Source organism: Rhizobium croatiense (assembly GCF_019793465.1).
Classification (GTDB): domain Bacteria; phylum Pseudomonadota; class Alphaproteobacteria; order Rhizobiales; family Rhizobiaceae; genus Rhizobium; species Rhizobium croatiense.
The window spans coordinates 200,745-221,515 of the sequence record NZ_JAILYJ010000008.1; the positions used below are offsets into that span (position 1 = coordinate 200,745).

20 protein-coding genes are annotated in these 20,771 nt (G+C 60.8%); 9 read left to right on the forward strand and 11 right to left on the reverse strand.

What is annotated here, in order from left to right; translation table 11 throughout:
* Window positions 1–26 precede the first annotated feature (26 nt).
* From K6M89_RS15295 to K6M89_RS15320, 6 genes are all read right to left on the reverse strand, one after another.
* Window positions 27–1,262 carry a MalY/PatB family protein gene (locus K6M89_RS15295; RefSeq protein WP_222140006.1) on the reverse strand — a complete coding sequence of 412 codons (1,236 nt, stop codon included), beginning with the start codon at window positions 1,260–1,262 and terminating at the stop codon, window positions 27–29.
* A gap of 115 nt (window positions 1,263–1,377) precedes the next feature.
* Window positions 1,378–2,511 carry an amino acid ABC transporter permease gene (locus K6M89_RS15300; RefSeq protein WP_222140007.1) on the reverse strand — a complete coding sequence of 378 codons (1,134 nt, stop codon included), beginning with the start codon at window positions 2,509–2,511 and terminating at the stop codon, window positions 1,378–1,380.
* A 3-nt stretch (window positions 2,512–2,514) separates the two neighbouring features.
* Window positions 2,515–3,702, reverse strand: a complete 1,188-nt coding sequence (locus K6M89_RS15305; RefSeq protein ID WP_222140008.1) for an amino acid ABC transporter permease — start codon at window positions 3,700–3,702, stop codon at window positions 2,515–2,517.
* A gap of 67 nt (window positions 3,703–3,769) precedes the next feature.
* Window positions 3,770–4,783 carry an amino acid ABC transporter substrate-binding protein gene (locus K6M89_RS15310; protein WP_222140009.1) on the reverse strand — a complete coding sequence of 338 codons (1,014 nt, stop codon included), beginning with the start codon at window positions 4,781–4,783 and terminating at the stop codon, window positions 3,770–3,772.
* 123 nt (window positions 4,784–4,906) lie between these two features.
* Entirely contained in the window at window positions 4,907–5,854 is a 948-nt protein-coding gene (locus K6M89_RS15315; RefSeq protein WP_222140010.1) for a LysR family transcriptional regulator, read from the reverse strand.
* Between the two features lie 804 nt (window positions 5,855–6,658).
* Window positions 6,659–7,339, reverse strand: a complete 681-nt coding sequence (locus K6M89_RS15320) for a redoxin domain-containing protein (RefSeq protein WP_222140011.1) — start codon at window positions 7,337–7,339, stop codon at window positions 6,659–6,661.
* A 401-nt stretch (window positions 7,340–7,740) separates the two neighbouring features.
* Between K6M89_RS15320 and K6M89_RS15325 the strand changes: the two genes are divergently transcribed.
* Together K6M89_RS15325 and K6M89_RS15330 are read left to right on the forward strand one after the other, a co-directional pair.
* Window positions 7,741–7,941, forward strand: a complete 201-nt coding sequence (locus tag K6M89_RS15325; protein ID WP_010034163.1) for a hypothetical protein — start codon at window positions 7,741–7,743, stop codon at window positions 7,939–7,941.
* Window positions 7,942–8,234: 293 nt separating this feature from the next.
* Entirely contained in the window at window positions 8,235–9,254 is a 1,020-nt protein-coding gene (locus tag K6M89_RS15330) for a GlxA family transcriptional regulator (RefSeq protein WP_003579912.1), read from the forward strand.
* A gap of 133 nt (window positions 9,255–9,387) precedes the next feature.
* On the opposite strand, the gene K6M89_RS15335 is transcribed toward K6M89_RS15330, so the two are convergent.
* A complete protein-coding gene (locus K6M89_RS15335) occupies window positions 9,388–10,719 on the reverse strand; it encodes a diguanylate cyclase (RefSeq protein ID WP_039620426.1) in 1,332 nt (443 codons plus the stop codon).
* Window positions 10,720–10,905: 186 nt separating this feature from the next.
* Entirely contained in the window at window positions 10,906–11,736 is an 831-nt protein-coding gene (locus tag K6M89_RS15340; protein ID WP_222140012.1) for a response regulator, read from the reverse strand.
* Window positions 11,737–12,185: 449 nt separating this feature from the next.
* On the opposite strand from K6M89_RS15340, the gene K6M89_RS15345 reads away from it, so the two are divergent.
* Window positions 12,186–13,169: a squalene cyclase gene (locus tag K6M89_RS15345; protein ID WP_097579708.1), complete on the forward strand. Its 984-nt coding sequence runs from the start codon at window positions 12,186–12,188 to the stop codon at window positions 13,167–13,169.
* A 58-nt stretch (window positions 13,170–13,227) separates the two neighbouring features.
* Here K6M89_RS15345 and K6M89_RS15350 read toward each other — a convergent pair whose 3' ends face one another.
* Window positions 13,228–13,752 (reverse strand): DUF6428 family protein, encoded by a 525-nt coding sequence (locus K6M89_RS15350; protein ID WP_222140013.1) that lies wholly within the window; start codon window positions 13,750–13,752, stop codon window positions 13,228–13,230.
* A 42-nt stretch (window positions 13,753–13,794) separates the two neighbouring features.
* Between K6M89_RS15350 and K6M89_RS15355 the strand changes: the two genes are divergently transcribed.
* Genes K6M89_RS15355 through arsK form a run of 6 tightly spaced genes read left to right on the forward strand, consistent with a single transcriptional unit; the run spans window position 13,795 to window position 17,730 of the window.
* Entirely contained in the window at window positions 13,795–14,151 is a 357-nt protein-coding gene (locus tag K6M89_RS15355; RefSeq protein ID WP_097579706.1) for an ArsR/SmtB family transcription factor, read from the forward strand.
* Window positions 14,148–14,678, forward strand: a complete 531-nt coding sequence (locus tag K6M89_RS15360; protein WP_222140014.1) for an arsenate reductase ArsC — start codon at window positions 14,148–14,150, stop codon at window positions 14,676–14,678. The genes K6M89_RS15355 and K6M89_RS15360 overlap by 4 nt, the downstream gene beginning before the upstream one ends.
* Window positions 14,678–15,379, forward strand: coding sequence for an MIP/aquaporin family protein (locus K6M89_RS15365; protein ID WP_222140015.1), 702 nt, complete (start codon window positions 14,678–14,680; stop codon window positions 15,377–15,379). Before K6M89_RS15360 ends, K6M89_RS15365 begins: the two co-directional genes overlap by 1 nt.
* Window positions 15,376–15,798, forward strand: coding sequence for an arsenate reductase (glutaredoxin) (arsC, locus tag K6M89_RS15370; RefSeq protein ID WP_222140016.1), 423 nt, complete (start codon window positions 15,376–15,378; stop codon window positions 15,796–15,798). Before K6M89_RS15365 ends, arsC begins: the two co-directional genes overlap by 4 nt.
* Window positions 15,773–16,498 (forward strand): arsenical resistance protein ArsH, encoded by a 726-nt coding sequence (gene arsH / locus K6M89_RS15375; RefSeq protein WP_222140067.1) that lies wholly within the window; start codon window positions 15,773–15,775, stop codon window positions 16,496–16,498. The genes arsC and arsH overlap by 26 nt, the downstream gene beginning before the upstream one ends.
* On the forward strand, window positions 16,495–17,730 hold the full coding sequence (arsK, locus tag K6M89_RS15380) for an arsenite efflux MFS transporter ArsK (RefSeq protein WP_222140017.1): 1,236 nt from the start codon (window positions 16,495–16,497) through the stop codon (window positions 17,728–17,730). The genes arsH and arsK overlap by 4 nt, the downstream gene beginning before the upstream one ends.
* A gap of 18 nt (window positions 17,731–17,748) precedes the next feature.
* Here the strand turns inward: arsK and K6M89_RS15385 are convergent, their stop codons facing one another.
* Window positions 17,749–18,015, reverse strand: coding sequence for a hypothetical protein (locus K6M89_RS15385; protein ID WP_222140018.1), 267 nt, complete (start codon window positions 18,013–18,015; stop codon window positions 17,749–17,751).
* Window positions 18,016–18,127: 112 nt separating this feature from the next.
* The gene (locus K6M89_RS15390; protein ID WP_222140019.1) at window positions 18,128–20,653 is read right to left on the reverse strand and encodes a mechanosensitive ion channel family protein; all 2,526 of its coding nucleotides are present in this window, start codon (window positions 20,651–20,653) and stop codon (window positions 18,128–18,130) included.
* Between the last annotated feature and the right edge of the window lie 118 nt (window positions 20,654–20,771).

Sequence of the window (20,771 nt, forward strand, 5' to 3'; positions counted from 1 at the left end):
GGAGGCTACGGGCACATTCACCCGCTTCACTTCCGCGACGATAACGCGTCGGACATCCGTTGCAGGCCGCTCTGGAGGATACTTTTCGGACACCCGACATTGAGGCGAATGAAGCCCTCGCCACCCGGCCCATATACGCGGCCGTCATAAAGATTTACGCCGGCGTTTTCGACGAAGAACCTCTGGATCCCATCCACCTTCCGGTCGAGCTCACGTGCATCGAGCCACACGAGAAATGATGTTTCGGGCAACATCGGCGTGATCCCGGGGAGATGCACGCGGGCAAACTCCCGGACGAGCCGGACATTCTCGCCGATATAGCTTGTGGCTTGATCGAGCCATTGATCTCCGGTGCTGTAAGCGGTCTCGAGAGCAAGCCTGCCGAAATAATTGGCGTTCACCATGAACGACGTTTGCATGGCGAAAAGCAATGCCTCCCGGCGCGCATTGTTGGCCACGGCTAGGGTCGCCGACGGCACGCCAGCCAGATTGAAGGTCTTGGTAGGCGCAGTGCAAATGAAAGACCGGTCCGCCGCATCTTCCGATATCGAGGAAAACACGACATGAGGCAGGGTCGATAGTCTAATGTCGCAATGAATGTCGTCCGATATGACGAGCAGGCCATAGCGTGCGCAGATGTCGTTCAGTGCTTCGAGCTCCTCACGCGTCCAGGCTTTGCCGGCGGGGTTGTGCGGGTTGCACAGAAGGAAGACCTTGGCGCCGTTCGCAGCGAGCCTTTCGAAATCGTCGAGGTCCGGTTCGTATCGGTTGTCCCGGAGAAGCAATCGGTTGGTGAGCAAGGTTCTCTGGTTGCCGCGCACCACTTCGAAATATGGCGAATAGACGGGCGTCTGGACGATCACGCCGTCGCCGGGCTTGGTGAAGGTCCGCAGGATCACGGCGACAGCGGGCATGATGGCGGGTGCCGGCAGCAGGCTCTCCAACGCCGGAGCCCAACCGTGCCTTCGCTCGAACCAGGCTCGCACGATCTCATAGTGACGCGGATCGCGACGCGTATAGCCGTAGATTCCGTGATTGACAGCTTCGCGAAGCCGTTCGATCACGGTTTCCGGCGCGCGAAAGTCCATGTCCGCAGTCCAAAGCGAAAGCAGGTTCTCGCCTTCTACCCGTGGCGAGAATTCGTCCCATTGGTTTGCCCATTTCACGGATCCGAATTGCCGGCGGTCATAGATCCGGTCAAAATCATATACTTTGGCAGCACCATCACGAGACGCTGCCTTGGGTGAAGCCTTGCTGGCCATCGTTGTGTTTCCTCGTATTCTTCTTGTGGTGTCAGCGCGGGAATTTGCGGGCCGCGTGCTACGGAGAATGTGCGCAAGGAGCCGCCCGCCCGCTCGGGCGAACCGCTCCGAATTCCTAGTGTTTGTGGCCGCGGGCCAGTTGACGCTCCATGAACTGCGAGTAGCGCGACATGCCGAAACAGAAGATCCAGTAGACGAGCGCCGCAAAAAGGTAGCCCGTCGTCGAGATCGTGGGACCGGCCCAGCTCGGATCGACCCGAGCAGCCTCGACCGCCTTTAGAAAATCGGCGATCCCGACGACCGCCACCAATGTCGTATCTTTGAACAAACCGATGAAGGTGGAGACGATGCTCGGGATGACCACCTTGAGCCCTTGGGGGAGGATGATGAGCCGCATCGCATTGAAGTAGCCGATGCCAAGCGATTTCGCGGCTTCATGCTGGCCCTTCGGAATGGCTTGAAGGCCCGCGCGGACCACTTCTGCCATGTAGGCGGATGAAAACAGCGCAATGGCGATAAGGGGACGAAGCAGTCTGTCCGGCGTCAAATAGTCCGGCACGAAAAGCGGCATCATGAAATTCGCCATGAACAGCACGGTGATGAACGGCACCCCGCGCACGACTTCGATATAGATGACGCAAACCGCCCGCACGATTGGCAGCTTCGACATTCGGCCAAGCGCTAGCAAAACGCCGAGTGGTAGCGAAAAGACGATTCCGACGACCGACATCAGAAGGGTGATCAGAAGGCCGCCCCATAAAGTGGTGTCGATCACCGGCAGGCCCAGCATCGTCATGCCGCGCAGCAGCACAAAGGCCAGAATGGGATAGGCAATGAAGAACAGGAGCGCGGCCACGTCGCGACGGGGAGCTGGGTTCCAGAGGAGCCAGCCAATTAGAACGGCGCCGACAGCTTCCGTCAAATCGACGCGCCAACGTTGCTCTACAGGATATGCGCCGTAGCGCAGGTAATCGAATTTCTCGGCGATGAAGGGCCAGCAGGCACCGTCCGGATTTGCAAGGCATGCTTCCTTGCCCCCCGTCCAGACCGCGTTTAATATCGCGAAGCTGAGAAAATCGTGAAGCAGCCATATCGCGATCACTGAAGAGGCGATCGTGAGCATTCCCGAGAATGGGCTGGAGAACAGGTTCTTCCTCAGCCAGCCACCCATGGCAAGACGGGCATCGACCGGTGGTTTCATCGATGGCAGGATAGAACTGTCATCATATGTCAGCGCGCGCTTGTCCATGGGTCACCTCTCTACGATCGCAAGCCGCTGGTTGAAGAGGTTCATTGCCATCGACGTGAGCAAGGAGATCGCAAGATAAACCGAGAGCGTGATGGCCATCACCTGGATCGCAGCGCCCGTCTGGTTCAGCACCGTGCCGGCAAAGACCTGCACCAGGTCCGGATATCCGATGAACACAGCGAGCGAGGAGTTCTTGATCAGATTGAGATACTGGCTCGTCAAGGGAGGAACGATGATACGCAGAGCCTGGGGAATAATGACGAGGCGGAGGGTCTTGCCGGGTGGCAGGGCGAGTGCATATGCGGCTTCGGTCTGCCCCCTGGGTATGGCCAGGATCCCTCCCCGGACGATTTCGGCGATATAGGATGCCGTGTAGACGGATAGGCCAATAAGGAGCGCTGCGAACTCCGGATACAGCTGATGTCCGCCCCTGAAGTTGAAGCCGACCAGTTTGGGCTCCAGGAACGACACCGGGTTTCCGGTCGTAATAACAGCAAGTAGCGGCAAGCCAATCATGAGCCCGGCGCACGAAGCCAAGATCGGAAGCTGCCTGCCGGTTCGCTTTTGAACGCCCTTTGCATGCATGTAGAATGAAGCCGACAATACCCCGGCGATCAGGATTGCAACGCCTACCACACTGGCACCCGGATGAAGCTGGATTTCGGGAAATATCAGTCCGCGGTTGTTGAGGTAGATGCCGCCCGGGATCGCGATGGATGCCTTTGGAGCCGGCAGCGGCTTCAGAACCGCGTTGTACCAGAAGAGAAGTTGCAGAAGGAGCGGAACGTTGCGGATAATCTCGACATATGATGCCGAGACCTGAGCGACGATCCAGTTGTCGGAGAGTCGCGCCACGCCGACGACGAAACCCAATATCGTGGCGAACAGAATGCCGAGACCGCCGGCGACGAGAGTGTTCACGACCCCCACCCAGAACGCGCGTCCATATGTCGAGAGCGAGTCGTATGGGATGAGGGTTTGGTTGATGGCGAACCCGGCTGTTTCATTCCAAAAGTCGAGCGACAGCGGAATGCCGCGCGCGCTCATATTGGACACCGTCTGGATTCCGATGGCGGCGGTCAGGGTCAAAAGGCTGCCCGCGAGCAACGCCTGGTAGACAACACCTCTGACCCTTGGATCGTCAAAGGACAGGTTCCGGCGCAGTTGGGAAGGGAGTGAAAGATCGGACATTTCTCATCCACCGAGCTGTCTTGAAGGAACTGGCGCGGCGGTCCGCGCCAGCCTGTCAAAATTCCAACTAGCGGATGGGAGGGGCGTATTGCAGCCCGCCCTTGTTCCAGAGGTCGTTCGCGCCGCGGCTGATCTTCAGCGGCGAATCCTTGCCGATCGAACGGTCGAATATTTCTCCGTAATTGCCAACCTGTTTGATGACATCCGCCGTCCAAGTGTCCTTGAGACCGAAATCCTTTCCGATGCTTCCCTCGACACCGAGAAGGCGGCCAATATTCGGATTGGCGGAGGATTTCATCTCGTCGACATTTTGCGACGTGACGCCGAATTCCTCTGCAGCGACCAGGATATAGAGAGTCCACTTGGCGATATTGAACCACTGGTCGTCGCCCTGGCGTACGACCGGGCCAAGAGGTTCCTTCGAAATCAGGTCGGGCAGCACGACGCTGTCATCGGGCTTGGCCATGCGCATGCGGGACGCGTTCAAGGTCGAGCTGTCCGCCGACATAGCGTCGCACCGCCCTTCCTCGAAGGCCTTGACGACGGATTCTTCGTCCGCGAAGCCGACGCTCGTATAGGTGATATTCTGCGCCCGGAAATAGTCGGCGATATTCAATTCCGTCGTCGTGCCCTGCGTCACGCAGATGGAGGCGCCGTTGAGGTCCTTGATCGCACCGATGTTATCGGATTTGCGGACCATAAATCCTTGGCCATCATAGAAATACGTGCCGGCGAACAGGATGCCAAGGGTAGAGTCACGCGACGATGTCCAGGTTGCGTTGTGCGCCAGGATGTCGATCTCGCCAGACTGCAGGGCCGTGAACCGGTCTTTCGGCGTGAGCGGAATGAACTTTACCTTCTTGGCATCCCCGAGCACGGCCGCGGCGACTGCCCGGCAATAGTCGACCACAAAGCCGGTCCATTTGCCGTCGTTGTCGGGAAGGCTGAATCCCGCAGTCGCCGCATTCGTGCCACAGGTCAGCACCCCATTTTTCTGCACGTTTTCGAGAGTCGTCGCCTGCGCGGCCGTGGCGCACAGCACGGTGGAAAGGCCGAGAAATGCTTTTATGATGGTTTTCATGGCGGGTCCCCTTTTGTTGATTACAGGGAGCGTCGCCGAAAGCCGTTCATCAGTCAAATTCATATTCGTCATCACGAACATGAGTAAGGTTCATTGTCTGGGTATTTGGTCATCCCGTGCCGCTCAAAGCACCTGGCCCTTCATGATTTCGACTTTTGTCTTTTGTGACCCGTCGTAGATTTGTGAGATGACTTGCGTGAGCCAAATCATGCCGGGATCCGCTGCCATGTGATGCTGAAGCAGCAATGACGTGCTTACGTTTTCGATCCTGAGCGGTGGCGCCACCACCTTCACCTCGCTCGCATCGTCGAGGATATGGAGAATTCCGTCCCCGCAGTGGGTAATGAATTCCGTTCCCCTGAGGACCCAGGGCAGTATGAGATAGTTCGATATCGTGGCGACGATATTCCGCTTCAATCCCGCCGCCTTGAGCGCAATATCTGCCAGGCCGGACGAGACGCCGTCGGCGGAAATCTGCAAATGCGACGCGGCAAGATAGGCATCCAGGGTCAAGCCCTGCTTGGCGATGGCGCTGCCGCTCCAAACTGCGCAGAGCAGGCGGTCCTGGCCCAGTTCGATTCTCGCTACACGTGGATCGTCTCGGATCGAAGCACCGGTCAGGGCGCAATCTACCTGCCTGAGGTGGATGGCGTTGAGTATTTCGATGCCATTGGCCGGTATGATGTTGAGCGTTGCGTGCGGGGCTTGCCGGGCAAATTCCCGCAACAATTCCGGGACAAAGACCATCGCATGGTAATCGGTAAGTCCCACACGGAAGTTGCGACGCGTCGATGCCGGATCAAATATTTGGTGCCTGTCGATCGAGGAGCGTATCGTGCTCAGCGCGCCTGAAATCTCCGAGAGAAGCTCCACGGCGCGCGGTGTGGGACACATGACTGAGCCATCTCGCGTGAACAAGTCGTCGCGGAAGAGCATCCTCAGCCTTCCCAGTGAATGACTGATGGCAGACTGCGTTCTGCCCAGACGCTCCGCCGTGCGCGTGACGCTTCGTTCACGCATCATGATGTCGAAAACTCGGAGCAAATTCAGGTCCAAATCGTCGAATTGCATGGAGCCCCTCTGAAGTTGGTGCGTCGGCCCAGACCGATGTTCGTAAACGACTTTCTGCATGAAGGTAAGGCAAGGAACGGCACGGATCTTCGTTTCGCGGCTCTTTCGTGAGGTCCGGCATTTTGGCGCTCACGGGTGGGGCCTACGAAATCGTCCGGCAGCTACACCTTGACGGGGCTATCGGAAATCCTACCCGTGTGGGCAGTTCGGCCATGGGGCTTATGGTTCGACGAGACATCGACATAACGATGTCTTGTCCCAGGCTGGATGCCGGCACGCTCGAAGCATTCGGGGTATCGGCGCTCGTCTTATGCAGAAGGCCGAGAGCGTCGTCGCAGTACGTTTTCGAAATGACACCGGCGCATGGAACACCGAGCCGGACAACCATCCCGATGGGTTTTATCTCTGGCTATCGGTTCGCACGCAGAACCAGTCGATGTGGACCATCGATATCTGGCTGGTAGACCAGCCGGACACGCAACCCGATCTCGCGCACCTGAAGACGCTGCTGCCACGCATGAAGATCAGGACCGCGAAACAATCCTGCAGATCAAAAAAGCCGTGGCTGAGCGACCGCAGACGAAAGATAAGATTTCGAGCGCACTCGTATATGAGGCCGTTATGGATCATGGGGTCGAACTGTCGATGAGTTCGAGTTGGCATCAAGGATACGCAGGCTAGAAGTGCACCCTCGCGCGCCCGAGCAGTTGTCGTTTGGACAGAGAGCAGTATGCAGGCGGCCCATATGGGTCGTCGCCCTCATTCGACATCGTGCAGCAACTCTGGCGGACGGTTCGCTACAGGTCAGCGTCCAAGGCTGCCAGCGGCGGCGATGATCTCCGCCGCGGTCGGGAAGATGCAAAGGCTGCTCGGCCCGTCGAGCGCTTCGATTTGAGCCCAGCCGATGGTGCCGTTCGCATCGACCAGGAAGTGCCCGACAAGCTGAGTAGCGTGCTTCTCGAATATGGCGTTATCGGCTTCATTAAGCTCGAAGTGGTCCTTAGCGTTGAGGATCGTGTTGGCTTCCATCGGCTGTAGCGGTTCTGGCAGCTCGCCCGTTGGGTTGATGCGTGCCGCTTGGAATTGCGCCATCGTTGCGCCATATGGCCATTCGGGCTGACCGCTGCTCGCATCGGGCAAGAACTCTGCATGCGGCACGCCGTAGGCGCGATGTGTGCGGCAGTCGGGGTCGCACAGAAGCGTTACCGGCGTCGGCCGGTGGCGGAAATACAGGCGGGCGCGTTCCACCGGCGTGTTGATAACGGCCACGGTCTCCAGCCCGGCGGCGCGCAGGGTTGGCTGCACGCCGGCGAGCTGTTCTACCTGACGCCGGCAGAACGGGCAGTGCAGCCCGCGAAAGAAGCCGATCAAGAACGGGTGACCCCTCAAGTCGGCGAGCGAGACCGTTCCGTCGAAATTGGCCGTGGCCAGCGCAAACGCCGGCGCGGATTCTCCAGGCTGCAGCGGGCGCTTCTGGTCTGCCATGGGAATAATTCCTCTTTCTCCAGCTGAACGACCGAAATTCAACTGTATCACTTGTCGCAAGAAGGCCAAACGCTCGATGTTGAGATGACGAGGGCGGTTCGGCATGCCATTCGCAGCTCCGACCGGTGTCGAAGCCGCCCCCGGCCTCTTGCCAGCATCGGCCCATCAATCCGTGGCCACCCTGTCCATCCCAGCGGTCCTGCTGCTATCCGCTCACCATGGATCATCCTTTTAGCGACGAAGCTGCCCCCGGAGTGGGCACCGGGATCATTCAAAATCGTTGATGTTATCCATAAACTCTATTCGTTTGAATGATGGGTCCGCGAAGCCCATATTAGCAGCATGGACATGGACGAACCTCCCATCGCCACCATGTCCCGGCTCAAGAAAGGAACCGAAAAATGACCACGCTCACCTATCGGGGTGGTGGCAAGACCCTCACCTCCAGCGAAGGCCGCTTCGATCTGGGCCATTATGCCCACAAGCTCGTGCTCGCCTGGACCCGCTGGCAGACTGCCCGCGAAATCGAAGCCATGCCGTTCGACGTCCGCAAGGATATCGGCTGGCCGAGCACCGACGACAGCAAACACCGGACCATGTAATGAATGCGACATTCCTCCTGAGATGAGGGCGGCGTCTGCATCTTGCAACGCCGCCTTTTTCGTGTCCGCCATCTCGTTCCCCATTGCACTTCAGCCCCTGAATTTCGGTTGGCTGTGAGCTCTCTTCCACCCCGCCGGCGCCCTCGCCCGGGACTTGACCGGTCAAATCGCGGTCAATGTCGCATATTTGCTCTTCCCGGCCGCATTTTTCCATGCCAGTGTCGCTTTCAGGACATCGGCGCGACGCATTCCGCGCAACGAATAGTCATCGTCCCTCGAGCATGGATTTCGCTATGAACAGGATGCAGATCAAGAAGCGTTCGCTGGTCTTCTTTATGGTACCGCAATTCACCATGCTGCCCTTCTCGGCCGCCGTGGACACCTTGCGCATCGCCAATCGCATGCTCGGCTATCAGGCCTATACCTGGCGGCTCGCCTCCCTCGACGGGGAAAAAGTCTATTCCTCCTGCGGTATCGGCGTCGAGGCGAATTCCTCGCTCGCCGAGGAGCGCCGCCATCTCGGCGGCGAAAACCGGCCGGGCATGGTGCTCGTCTGTTCCGGCATCGATGTCGAGCAGTTCAACAACAAATCGGTCAATGCCTGGCTGCGCGAATGCTACAATCGCGGCGTTGCCGTCGGCAGCCTCTGTACGGGCGCACATGTGCTGGCCCAGGCCGGGCTCTTGAACGGCAAGCGCTGCGCCATCCACTGGGAAAACCTGCCGGGCTTCTCCGAAGCCTTCCCGCAGGCGGAGGTCTATGCCGATCTCTACGAGATTGACGGCAATCTCTATACCTGCGCCGGCGGCACCGCCTCGCTCGACATGATGCTGAACCTCGTCGGCGAGGATTTCGGCGAGAGCCTCGTCAACCGCATCTGCGAGCAGCACCTGACCGACCGTGTGCGCAATCCGCACGACCGTCAGCGCCTGCCGCTGCGCGCCCGCCTCGGCGTGCAGAATGCCAAGGTGCTGTCGATCATCGAGCTGATGGAAGGCAATCTGGCCGAGCCGCTGTCGCTGATCGAGATCGCCGACGGCGCCGGCCTCTCCCGGCGCCAGATCGAACGGCTGTTCCGCCAGGAGATGGGCCGTTCGCCCGCCCGTTACTATCTGGAAATCCGCCTCGACCGCGCCCGCCATCTGCTGGTGCAATCCTCAATGCCCGTCGTCGAAGTCGCCGTCGCCTGCGGCTTCGTCTCGGCCTCGCATTTCTCCAAGTGTTATCGCGAACTCTACCATCGCTCGCCGCAGCAGGAGCGCGCCGAGCGCAAGATGACCATGGCGACGGCAAGGCAGGCAGTCGCCGCCTGAGGTGGCCGCAACACAAGAAGCTGACCATTCCTTCGTCATGCTCGGCCTTGTGCCGAGCATCTAACCACGGGTTGATTGGGCAGCAGATCCTCGGCACAAGGCCGAGGATGAAGACCAGTGGCGACAGCCCACCCTACTGCGCCGCCTCCTCCGTCATCCTTGCGTCGGAATAGACCTGGTTGCGGCCTCTGTGTTTGGCCATGTAGAGGAATTGGTCGGCGGCGTTCAAATAATTCTCGAAGGTCTCGTAGCCGCCGATCTCGGCAATGCCGATGGAGATCGTGACGCCGAGGTCCTCGTCGTCGGCGGTGACCTTCAACCGCGATATATCCGAGCGGATTTCATCGCAAAGCTTGGTCGCAGCAGCTGAATCCATCTGCGGGAAGAGGATGGCGAATTCTTCGCCGCCAAGCCGCGAGAGAAGATTGTCGCTGCCCTCGAAGATCGTAAACAGCCGGTTGGCGACCGCTTTCAGCACCTTGTCGCCGATCTCGTGACCGTAGGTATCGTTCAGACGCTTGAAATGATCGATATCGAGGATGGCGACTGAACTCGGCACTTTCAGCCGCAGGCATTCGTTCACCAGCTTCGGGCCGTTGTCATAGAAATAACGGCGATTGTAGAGGCCGGTCAGGTAGTCGCATGCCGCCGCCGCCCTCAGCTGCCGCATCTGCGCCAGCGTCTCGGCATTGTTGGCAATGCGGCATTGCAGCTCCTCGGCGACAAAGGGCCGGTAGAGGAAGTCGCTGGCGCCCGCCTTCAGGAAACTGGCTGACAGCATGCGGTCGTTGGACGAAGACACGCCGATGACACGCAGCCGGTCCGAACCGAAGCGATGGCGGATGCGCCGCGTCAGCTCGTAGCCGCTCATATCGGGCATATGGTGATCGGTGACGACGAGTTCGATGTCGCTGTAGGCTTCGAGAGCGGCCAGCGCCTCGAGCCCCGAGCTTGCCTCGACGACGAGATATTGCTGCGCCTTCAAGAGGTCGACGAGCACCTGGCGTGCCGAGACGACATCGTCGACGACGAGCACCCGCGTCTTGCGGTTGGAGATCGCCCGGCGGACGGTAGCGACCAGATTGTCGAGCGCGAACTCATTGTCCTTCAACACGTAATCGATGACATTGCGCTCCATGATCCTGTTGCGCGTGTTGAGATCGAACGTGGCGGTGAAGACGATCGCCGGGATATCGTGCTCGATCGTGCAGTCGAGCGCCTCGCCATAGGGCGAATCCGGCAGGTTGAGGTCGACGACGGCCATGGTGTAGCCGTGACCGTCTTCGGCAAGCTCCCGGCGAAGCGCTTTCAGCGACGAGCAGGATTTGACGGCAAGCCCAAGTTCCGTCTGGAATCGGTGGCAGAGCACGGCGGAAAACATCCGGGAATCTTCAACCAGAAGTATTTTGAGGCCGCCGGAGCGCAGCCCGATTCCATCCCGCTGAAAATCTGCTTGAAAAGCCACAGCCGCTATTCCCCCCTGCGCCCGACGGGCTCGACTCGGCCCTCCCACCGTCGGGGCAGACGATACCCGAGAGGCCTGTGCGCGTGAAGGGGACAAATGATGGCGTTACTTGTAATTGCAAAAAATCGATGCCGATCACGGACCGGCATCTCCGCCTCACTGGCAATACTCATGCTGGAAGGGCCGTCAGGCAACCGCCCGCTCCTTCCGCATCGACTGAATTTGCAAGAGCGTATCGAGATTCTGATTGACGCGACAGTAGAACTCCTCGTCGATGAAGGGGCGCAGCATGAAATCGTTGCCGCCGGCTTTGAGGAACCGCGCCGAAAGCAACCGGTTCGAGGAGGAGGAAACCCCGATGATGCGCAGCTCGTGCGAGCCGATATTGGCGCGGATGCGCCGCGTTAGTTCGAAGCCGTCAATATCGGGCATGTTATAGTCGGTGATCATCAGGCCGATATCCCGATTGGCCTTCAGGATCTCCAATGCCTTGCCGCCGCTGTCGGCGACGCTGACGCGGAAATTATAGCGTTTCAGCCGGCTCGACAACAACGCGCGCGCCGTCGCGCTGTCGTCGACGATCAGCACATGGTGGCGATGATTGGTCAGGAACCGGCAGATCGACTCCGCCAGCAGATCGACCGCGAAGATATTGTCCTTGAGGATATAGTCGACGATGTCCTTGGCCATCAGCTTGTCGCGCATGCTTTCATGGAAGGTGCCGGTAAAGACGATGGTGGGAATGGAAAGATCGACGAGATATTCGAGCGCTTCGCCGTTTTCGGCGCCGGGCAGATTGATGTTCGAGATCGCCAGCGTGATCGGATCGGAAGATTTGTCGTAGGAAAACTGCAAATCCTCAAAGTTGCGGCAGATCTCGACATTAATGTCGAACAACTCCTTGAGGCGTTTGCTGATCATCGAGGTGAAGACGTTTGAATCTTCCGCGACAATAATGCGCGCGCCGGCAAACATCTCTCCGGAATATTGCATCCCCGAAATACCCAAAAACGACATGGTAAACCTTTAATGTAAAATCCATCCCCGGCTCAAACTGATACATCAATTGATTTGACTAATCATTAATCAGCGAGAGACGGCGAAGCTTCCAGCTGGACCAGCCCGGGTTTCCTGCAGATATGATTAAGAAATCAGGCGTGGAGCGCGGCGTTCTCCGCATCGAACGGGCTTTCACCGACAATTGTCGCGTTATAGGTCTTGGACCTTGATCTCAGCTTCGCGCTCTCTTTGGCGCAGTCGGGCCGCGGCATGGCAAGCATCTGCTTACCGATCGATCATGGGCGCATATCTCGTATGCGACGGCCGAAACCAGGTAGACCGGCGCGGCGATAGAGCGTCGCAACGCTGCGAGACAAGAGCGTTGCCTTCAACCCGACCGGCTGGCGGAGCTCCGCGGAAGCCATTATAGATGCGTGATCGACCCCAACCTGTGGGCGGATGTGCACATGACCCAACCCGACCCGGTGATCGAATGGCTGCTCGATTCCGACCCGGCAATCCGGTGGCAGGTGATGCGCGATCTCATCGATGCCCCCGAAGCGGAGTGGATGGCCGAGCGGGCCAAGGTGGAGAAGGAAGGCTGGGGCGCGAGGCTGCTTGCCTGCCAGGACGAGGACGGCCAATGGGCGGGCGGCGCTTTTCTTCCCACCGGATTCGACCCTCGCGAGTGGCGCGAGCGCGGCCAGCCGTGGACGCCGACAAATTTTTCGCTATCGCAATTGCGGGAATTCGGTCTCGATCCCGCCTGCGAGCAGGCCAGGCGCACCGTCGAATTGATCGGCGCCAATGCCCATTGGGAGGAAGGCGGCCAGTCCTATTGGAAGGGCGAAGTCGAGGAGTGCATCAACGGCCGCACCGTCGCCGACGGCGCCTATTTCGGTGTCGACGTCTCCTCCATTGTCGAGAGGCTGACCGGCGAGCGCCTCGAGGATGGCGGCTGGAATTGCGAAAGGTGCAAAGGCTCCATTCGATCGTCCTTTGCCAGCACCATCAACGTGCTGGAAGGCCTGCTGGAGTTCGAGCGAGCGACCGGCGGTACGCCGCAATCGCGGGAGGCACGCAGAACGGGCGAGGAATTCATGCTGAAGCGCAACCTCTTCCGCCGTCTCGGCACCGGCGAGCCGGCCGACGAACGCTTCCTGCACTTCCTGCACCCGAACCGCTGGCGCTACGACATCCTCCGCGCCCTCGATTATTTCCGGTCAAGCACCCTCCTGACCGGCTCCGCCCCCGATCCGCGCCTCGGCGAAGCGATCGCCCATCTTCGCATCCGCCGCCTTCAGGACGGCAGATGGCCGCTCGACTGGACCCTGCCGGGGCGCGTCTGGTTCGAGATCGACGAGGGAGAAGGTCAGCCCTCGCGCTGGATCACGCTCCGGGCAATGCGGGTGCTCAGATGGTGGGATGCCCACGCCTCAGTCAATTCCTGATGCCAAGCGAGCGCAGGACATGCGGACCACTCCGTCATTGCCCGATCCCCGCAGGTCCCTACGCACAGCAGCCGCTCCCCGTCGCCGAAGGACCGTAGCAGGCCGCAGCCTTTCTGCTCTCCTCGGCGAGCCAGCGGTCGCGCGGCTTGCAGCTTGCCGGCCGCGGCGAAAGGTCGACATGCACGGCCCCGCCACGCAAGATCGGTATTGCCGCGCAATAAAGCTGCATCGGCCGCACGCCGTCGCTGACTTCGAAAGTGAGCTTGGCGGTACCGTCGAGCGGCACATGCTCGGTCACCTTTAGGATGATCGCATGGAATTTGCCGGCCGGCATATGCGTGCGCTCACCCTCGTCGATGTCCCAGAGCTGGATGAATATCTCCGTCCATGCTTCCGGATTGGCGCCGCAATCAAGCGCTGAGAATTGGCCCGCCTTGACCTCGGTGATATGATAGCCCGGCTTCACCGGCCGGCCGTCGCAATGGAAAACAAGCGGCGCGTCCTTTTCGCCGGAGAGCGCATCAAGCAGCAGGCCGAGGCTTATCTCCTCCGCCTGAATTTTATTGTTGTCGATGGCATTCATCTGCGCTAATCCTCGTTTCAACGATTCAAGGATTATTGAAATATGGATCAACGTCAAGCCCTCGCCGCATTCGGCGCGCTTTCGCAGGAAACGCGCCTCCATATCATTCGCATGCTTGTCGTCTCGGGTCCCGACGGAATGGCGGCGGGCTCCATCGCCGAAAGGGCCGAGGTTTCGCCGTCAAACGTCTCCTTCCACCTGAAGGAGCTGGAGCGATCAGGGCTGATCACCCAGCAACGTGAATCGCGCTCGATCATCTACACCGCCAATTACGAGGCGCTTGGCGGTTTGATCCGTTTTCTGATGGAGGATTGCTGCGGAGGGAACGCCGAAATCTGCGCGCCCGCCGCCGCCGTCGCCGCATGCTGTGCACCTGCAACCAAGGAGGAACTGCAATGACCACAGACCGCGTTTACAATGTGCTCTTTCTCTGCACTGCCAATTCTTCGCGCTCGATCCTGGCGGAGTCGATCCTGGAGACCGAGGGCAAAGGCCGGTTCAAGGCCTATTCCGCCGGCAGCCAGCCGAGAGGCGAAGTCAATCCATTGGCGCTGAAGGAACTGCAAGCGCTGGGTTATCCCGCCACCGGCTTCCGCTCGAAGAGTTGGGACGAGTTCGCCAAGCCCGACGCACCGGAGATGGATTTCATCTTCACCGTCTGCGACACCGCCCACGGCGAAGCCTGCCCCGTCTGGATCGGCCATCCGATGACCGCTCACTGGGGCGTCGAGGATCCGGCCGCCGTCGAGGGCAGCGAGGTCGAGAAGGGCCGCGCCTTCGCACAGGCCGCCCGTTTCCTGAAAAACAGGATCGTGGCCTTCCTCAGCCTGCCTTTGGCCTCGATCGACAAGCTGGCGCTGGAATCGCATCTGCGTCAGATCGGCGCGATGGAAGGCACGACCGCAAAACCGGCAGGGGCGGGCTGATGGCTTCTTACGATCTATCGCGCCGGCTGGTCGCGGAGGCGCTCGGCACCGCCATGCTGGTCGCAACCGTGGTCGGCTCCGGCATCATGGCCACATCGCTGACGGCGGATGTCGGGCTCGCCTTGCTCGGCAATACGCTGGCGACCGGCGCGATCCTGGTCGTTCTGATCACCGTGCTGGGGCCAATTTCCGGCGCCCATTTCAACCCGGCCGTCTCGTTGATCTTCGCCATGTCGGGCTCGCTGCCGAAACGCGACCTTAGCGGCTACGTGCTGGCGCAGTTTGCCGGCGGCGTGGCCGGCACGATCTGCGCCCATCTGATGTTCAACCTGCCGCTCCTGGAATTGTCGAGCAAGGTCCGCACCGGCGGCGCGCAATGGTTTTCCGAGGGGATTGCGACCTTCGGCCTCGTCGCAATCATTCTCGCCGGCATCCGCTTCGAGCAGAAGGCCGTTCCATGGCTGGTCGGGCTTTACATCACTGCCGCCTACTGGTTCACCGCCTCGACCTCGTTTGCCAATCCGGCGGTGGCCTTCGCCCGCTCCCTGACCGACACTTTCTCCGGCATCCGCCCGATCGACCTTCCGGGGTTCTGGCTTACCCAAATCGTTGGTGCGGTCGCAGCCCTCTTCCTGTTCACCTGGCTGCTGCAGCCAGCCGCATCATCCTCATCAACCCTGTCACCAGAAGCGAAACTATGAACGTCACCATCTACCACAATCCCGCCTGCGGCACCTCGCGCAACACGCTGGCGATGATCCGCAATGCCGGTATCGAGCCTGATATCATCGAATACGTCAACACGCCGCCGTCACGCGCGGAGCTGGTCAAGATGATCGCCGATGCCGGCCTGACCGTGCGCCAGGCCCTGCGCGAGAAGGATACGCCCTACGCTGAACTCGGCCTCGGCAATCCCGATCTGAGCGACGACCAGTTGCTCGACGCCATGCTCGCCCAGCCGATCCTGATCAACCGGCCCTTCGTCATCACCCCGCTCGGCACACGGCTGTCGCGGCCTTCCGAGGTGGTTCTGGAAATCCTGTCGGAGACGCATAAGGGCGCCTTCACCAAGGAAGACGGCGAGAAGGTGCTCGATACCGAAGGCAAGCGCATTGTCTGATCTTCCAGCTACTTCGCCGGCCCACCTTCGCCAACCGGATTTGGCGGCCTTGCGGCCGCCCTTCTCGACGCACAAGCCGCGCATCCTCATCCTTTACGGCTCGCTGAGGGCCGTATCCTACAGCCGTCTGCTCGCGCATGAGGCATCACGCCTGCTTGAGCATTTCGGCTGCGAAGTGCGGATCTTCGATCCCGAAGGCCTTCCTCTTCCCGACGGAGCGCCGGTCGCTCATCCAAAGGTCCAGCAATTGCGCGAGCTCTCCGCCTGGTCGGAAGGCCAGGTCTGGGTCAGCCCCGAGCGGCACGGCGCAATGAGCGGGATCATGAAGGCGCAGATCGACTGGATACCGCTGTCAGTCGGTTCGGTCCGGCCGACGCAGGGCAAGACGCTTGCCGTCATGCAGGTATCCGGCGGTTCGCAGTCGTTCAATGCCGTGAACCAGATGCGCATCCTCGGCCGGTGGATGCGGATGATCACCATTCCCAACCAGTCGTCGGTGGCAAAGGCTTTCCAGGAGTTCGACAGCGACGGGCGCATGAAGCCCTCATCCTTTTACGACCGCGTCGTGGACGTCTGCGAAGAACTGGTGAAATTCACATGGCTGACGCGCGACGCCTCGGCCTACCTTACCGACCGCTACAGCGAGCGCAGAGAAGAAGCCGAAAAGCTTGAACGACGCGTGGGCCTCAAATCCATATGACGCCCGTCGCTTCCGAACGGCCGCCCATTGCCGCCATCCTCGCGCTCGGCCTGACGCAGATCATCGGCTACGGAACCCTCTATTACAGCTTCAGCATCCTCGCGCTCGACATGGCGCGCGGGCTCGATTGGTCGGCGGAATGGATTTTCGGCGCGCTGTCGGCGGCACTGCTGATCGGCGGCCTGGCGGCTCCCGCCATGGGCAAATGGATCGATCGCTTCGGCGCCGGCCGGGTCATGACTTTGGGCTCGGCGATAGCGGCAATCGCGCTTGCCGGCTGCGCCTTTGCTCCTGGCAAAGTCGCTTTCGTCATCGCCCTGATCGCCGTCGAGACGGCGTCGAACCTCGTGCAATATGGCGCGGCCTTCGCCCTGCTGGTTCAGATAAGGCCGCGGGTGGCCCAGCGCAGCATCACCTATCTCACGCTGATCGGCGGTTTCGCCTCGACCATCTTCTGGCCAATCACCGCCGCGCTGCATGCCCACTTCTCTTGGCAGAGCGTCTATCTCATCTTCGCCGCGATCAATCTGCTCGTCTGCCTTCCCATCCATACTTGGCTGGCGCGCAGCGCCGGCCATCGCGGAACCGGCGAGAAGAGCGGCGCGACGAGGCGCATCGAACCCAGCCTTCCCGCCGCCGCGCGCACGCCGGCCTTCATCCTGATGGTCACCGGCTTTGCGCTGGAAAGCTTCGTCAACGCGGCCCTTCTGGTCCATATGGTGCCCGTCATGTCGGCGCTCGGGCTCGGCGCCATGGCCGTCATGGTCGGCACGCTTTTCGGACCCTCGCAGGTGATGAGCCGCTTCATCAACATGGTCTTCGGCGGCAGCCTGCCGCAGCTCATGCTCGCCGTCATTTCCGCCGTGCTCCTGCCGGCGGCCCTTGTCATTCTCCTCCTCACCGCGCCGTCGGTTCCCGGCGCAGTGGTCTTCGCCGTGGTCTTCGGCCTCGGCTCCGGCCTCAGCAGCATCGTGCAGGGAACTCTGACCTTGGCGCTCTTCGGAAGCGAGGGCTATGGCCAGCGGCAGGGAAAAGTGATGTCGGCCCGCCTCGCCGTCTCCTCGACGGCGCCGTTCGCGCTGGCCTTCCTGATGGGCAATATCGGCGTATCATGGTCGCTGTCGATCACTGCCGGGCTCGGCGCCGCGGCCGTGGCGGCACTCCTCGCCATCCGGCCGCTGATGCGGATGCCCGTGGCGGCGCAAACGGCTCTGGCGCGCGGAGAGCCATAGCCCCAGGGGGCCGCAGCCTTACTTGACCACGGCCGAGCCCTTGATGATGTCGATCGTCTCGCCGCCGTCGAGGCCAATGCGGTCGCCGTCGGGCGTCGTCATGAAGCAGCCGGAAGGGCAGAGGTTTTCCGAAGCTCCGGCATCGACGACGACCTCGACGCGCTGGCCGCCCTCGGTGATGACAAGCACCACGGCGGCAGGATCGGTGTTGGTGATGGATGCCGCATGGACTGCCGGCGCGGCGAGCATCGGGATAAGCAGAGCGGCGGCAAATCTTGCCATCATGTGCGGCGGCGCGGGTGCGCCCTCCCCTCGAACGATCGGTGCTGCCCTCGGCAGCGATCCCGATGCAAGGGATCATGCACATAGACCTGTGAATGATGGCTGAATGAGCCGTTCAGCTCTTCAGGCTGGCCTCGGCGGTCCGGCCACGCAGCTGTCGCACCCGATACTCCTCCTCGCCGGCAGCGCCGTCCGCGGAGCTGGGCCTGACGCCCCTGCCCTCGTTGGCGATGGCGGCGGGCGCCTCGCGGTGGATGGTCAGATCGCTCTGCGGCAACGGAATCTCGATGCCCTCCGCCTTGAAGCGCTTGAGGATCTCGATCCTCAGATCGTTGCGCACCGTCATGCCGTCGCCCATATCGGCGAGGAAGAAGCGCAGTTCGAAATCCAGCGAATAGGGACCGAAGCGCAGGAATTCGACATGCGGTTCGGGATTGCGCATGACGAGCGGTATCTTGGCCGTCAGTTCCAGCAGGATATCCATCACCTTCTGCGGATCGGCATCGTAGCTGACCGAAACAGGAATTTCCGAGCGGCCGATCTTGTTGCGGTGCGTCCAGTTGCCGACCAGCCCGTTGATCAGCTCCGAATTCGGCACGATGATCGACTGTTTGCGAAAGGTCTCGATCTCGGTGGCGCGCACCGAGATGCGCTTGACGATGCCTTCGGCCGTGCCCGAGACGACATGGTCGCCGACCTTGAACGGCCGCTCGACGAGCAGGATCAGGCCGGAGACGAAGTTGGAGACGATGTTCTGCAGGCCGAAACCGATGCCGACCGAAAGTGCCGAGGCGACGAGCGCGAAGCTCGACAGATCGATCCCGGCGGCCGAGACGCCGATGATCGCCGCCACACCGACCCCGAGATAACCGATCCCCGTCTTGACGGAGTTGCGCACGCCGAGATCGACATGGCTTCGGGCCATAACATTGCCGTCGAGCCAGCGCTGCACCCAGCGCGTCAACAGGTAGACGCCGGCAAACAACAGAATGCCGGTGCAGATGCCGAGCAGCGAGATGCTGATGCCGCCGAGCTTGACCTCGGTAAACAGCCGATAGGCGAGAAGCTGCAGGTCCTGCACATGGAAGCCCCAGAGCAGCAGGATCAGCGGGATGCCGACGAGCAGCGCCACCGCATAGATCGCAAGGCCGACGAGCAGGCCGACCTGGTCGATCGCCACAGGCCCCAGATTGAAGCGGCGCGTCAGGAAACGGGCGAAGAAGGTGTCGCCGAAGCTCTCCTGTCGAGAGATCGCCTTGCCCGACAGCAGACCGACATACATGGTGGCGACGACCGCACCGGTAATGATGAACTGCGTGGCGACGAAGCGCGCCAGTCCTACATAGCCTGCGAGCGCGGTGATGATGAGGCCGGCGCCGGCAACGCGCAGGATGATGGCCATGCCGCGCGGCCAATGCCTGCCCGGCGCGTCGGGATCGCCGTTCCGTGCCAGCATCGGCTTGCCGAAGGAGGCAGCGATAAGGATCACGCCGATGATCAGCGCGGCGATCAGGCTCCTGACCACCGTCAGCACCAGCGGCGAACCCATCGCCTCGCTGACCGTTCCGAACAGATAGTCGAGCCCGTTGACGACAGCCATCGCCAGCAGGCAGTAGCCGATCGAGCGGGCGCCGAGATTGGAAAGCTTCACCAGCCGCCAATGCGGTTCACGCGGCGCGAAGATGGCGTTGACGAAGCGGCCGACGAAATAGACGAGCCCGATCGTGCCGAACAGCGCGCCGATGACGGGTGCGATATCGGGCCGCAGCACGTTGAAACTATTGAGGAAGAAGAACGAGGTTACGAGCAGCACCGCAAGCGCCAGAGTGCGGATCAACGTCGACCAGAAGGCAATCGACAGCCGGCCGATATAGGACGGGTTCTCGACCGCCTCATCGCGGCGCAAATATGCGCCGAACAGGCGGTAGCTGCCGGAGAGCAGAATGAGCGCCGAGGCGAGCGACAGGAAGATCGCCGCAAACAACGGGAAGCGCTTGAACTTCCAGACGAAGGCGGCCCAGCTGGACAGGGCCTGCGAGAATTCGCTGACCTCGTGCACGAAGGCGCCGGCGGCATCGTCGAGCACCGAGACGGAGATTTCGGTACGTCTGAGAAGCGTATCGGCGAAAAGCCGCCGTCGCATCTCGATAATCTCGTTGACAAGCTGCGTCACCGCGATCGACAGATTTTCGGCGTCGCCTGTCACCGCATTGATCTGCGCACGCTCGGCGGCAAGCGCATTGCGCTCCTGGGTGACGATCTCAGCCTCGGGCGGCTGTCCATCCTTCGGCGGATCGCCGATCTCGCCAAGGCGGTTTTTGATCTGATCGAAACGCGGCCTGAGATTGACCGAGATCGTGATGACGGCGCGGCTGAGTTCGTCGGCTTTGGCCGCAATCCCGACCAGCGCATCGTCATTATCGGCGTTCTGCTTGACGCTATCCTGGAGCGAGCCGAGCTGGACCTTCGCCTTTTCGATTTCCTTCGCCGCCTGAGCGGATGGCGTATCGACAAGCGGCGTCTCCGCCGCCGCCTGCGTCTGCGGCTCCTGCGCCAAGGCTGCGGCACTCTCGAAATGGGCGCCGGCCAGCGCCAGCGTCATCAGAAGAATGGTGCGAAGCAGGATCGTTCTCAGCCGCAAAAGCGCCTCCGGGAGGGTTGTCGTCAGGATAGAATGTCAGCTTTTCATTGCAAACAAAGGCGACAGAAAGGCGGGAAATGCCTAAAGCGCCTCGCAGCGAACTTGAAAGACCTGCATG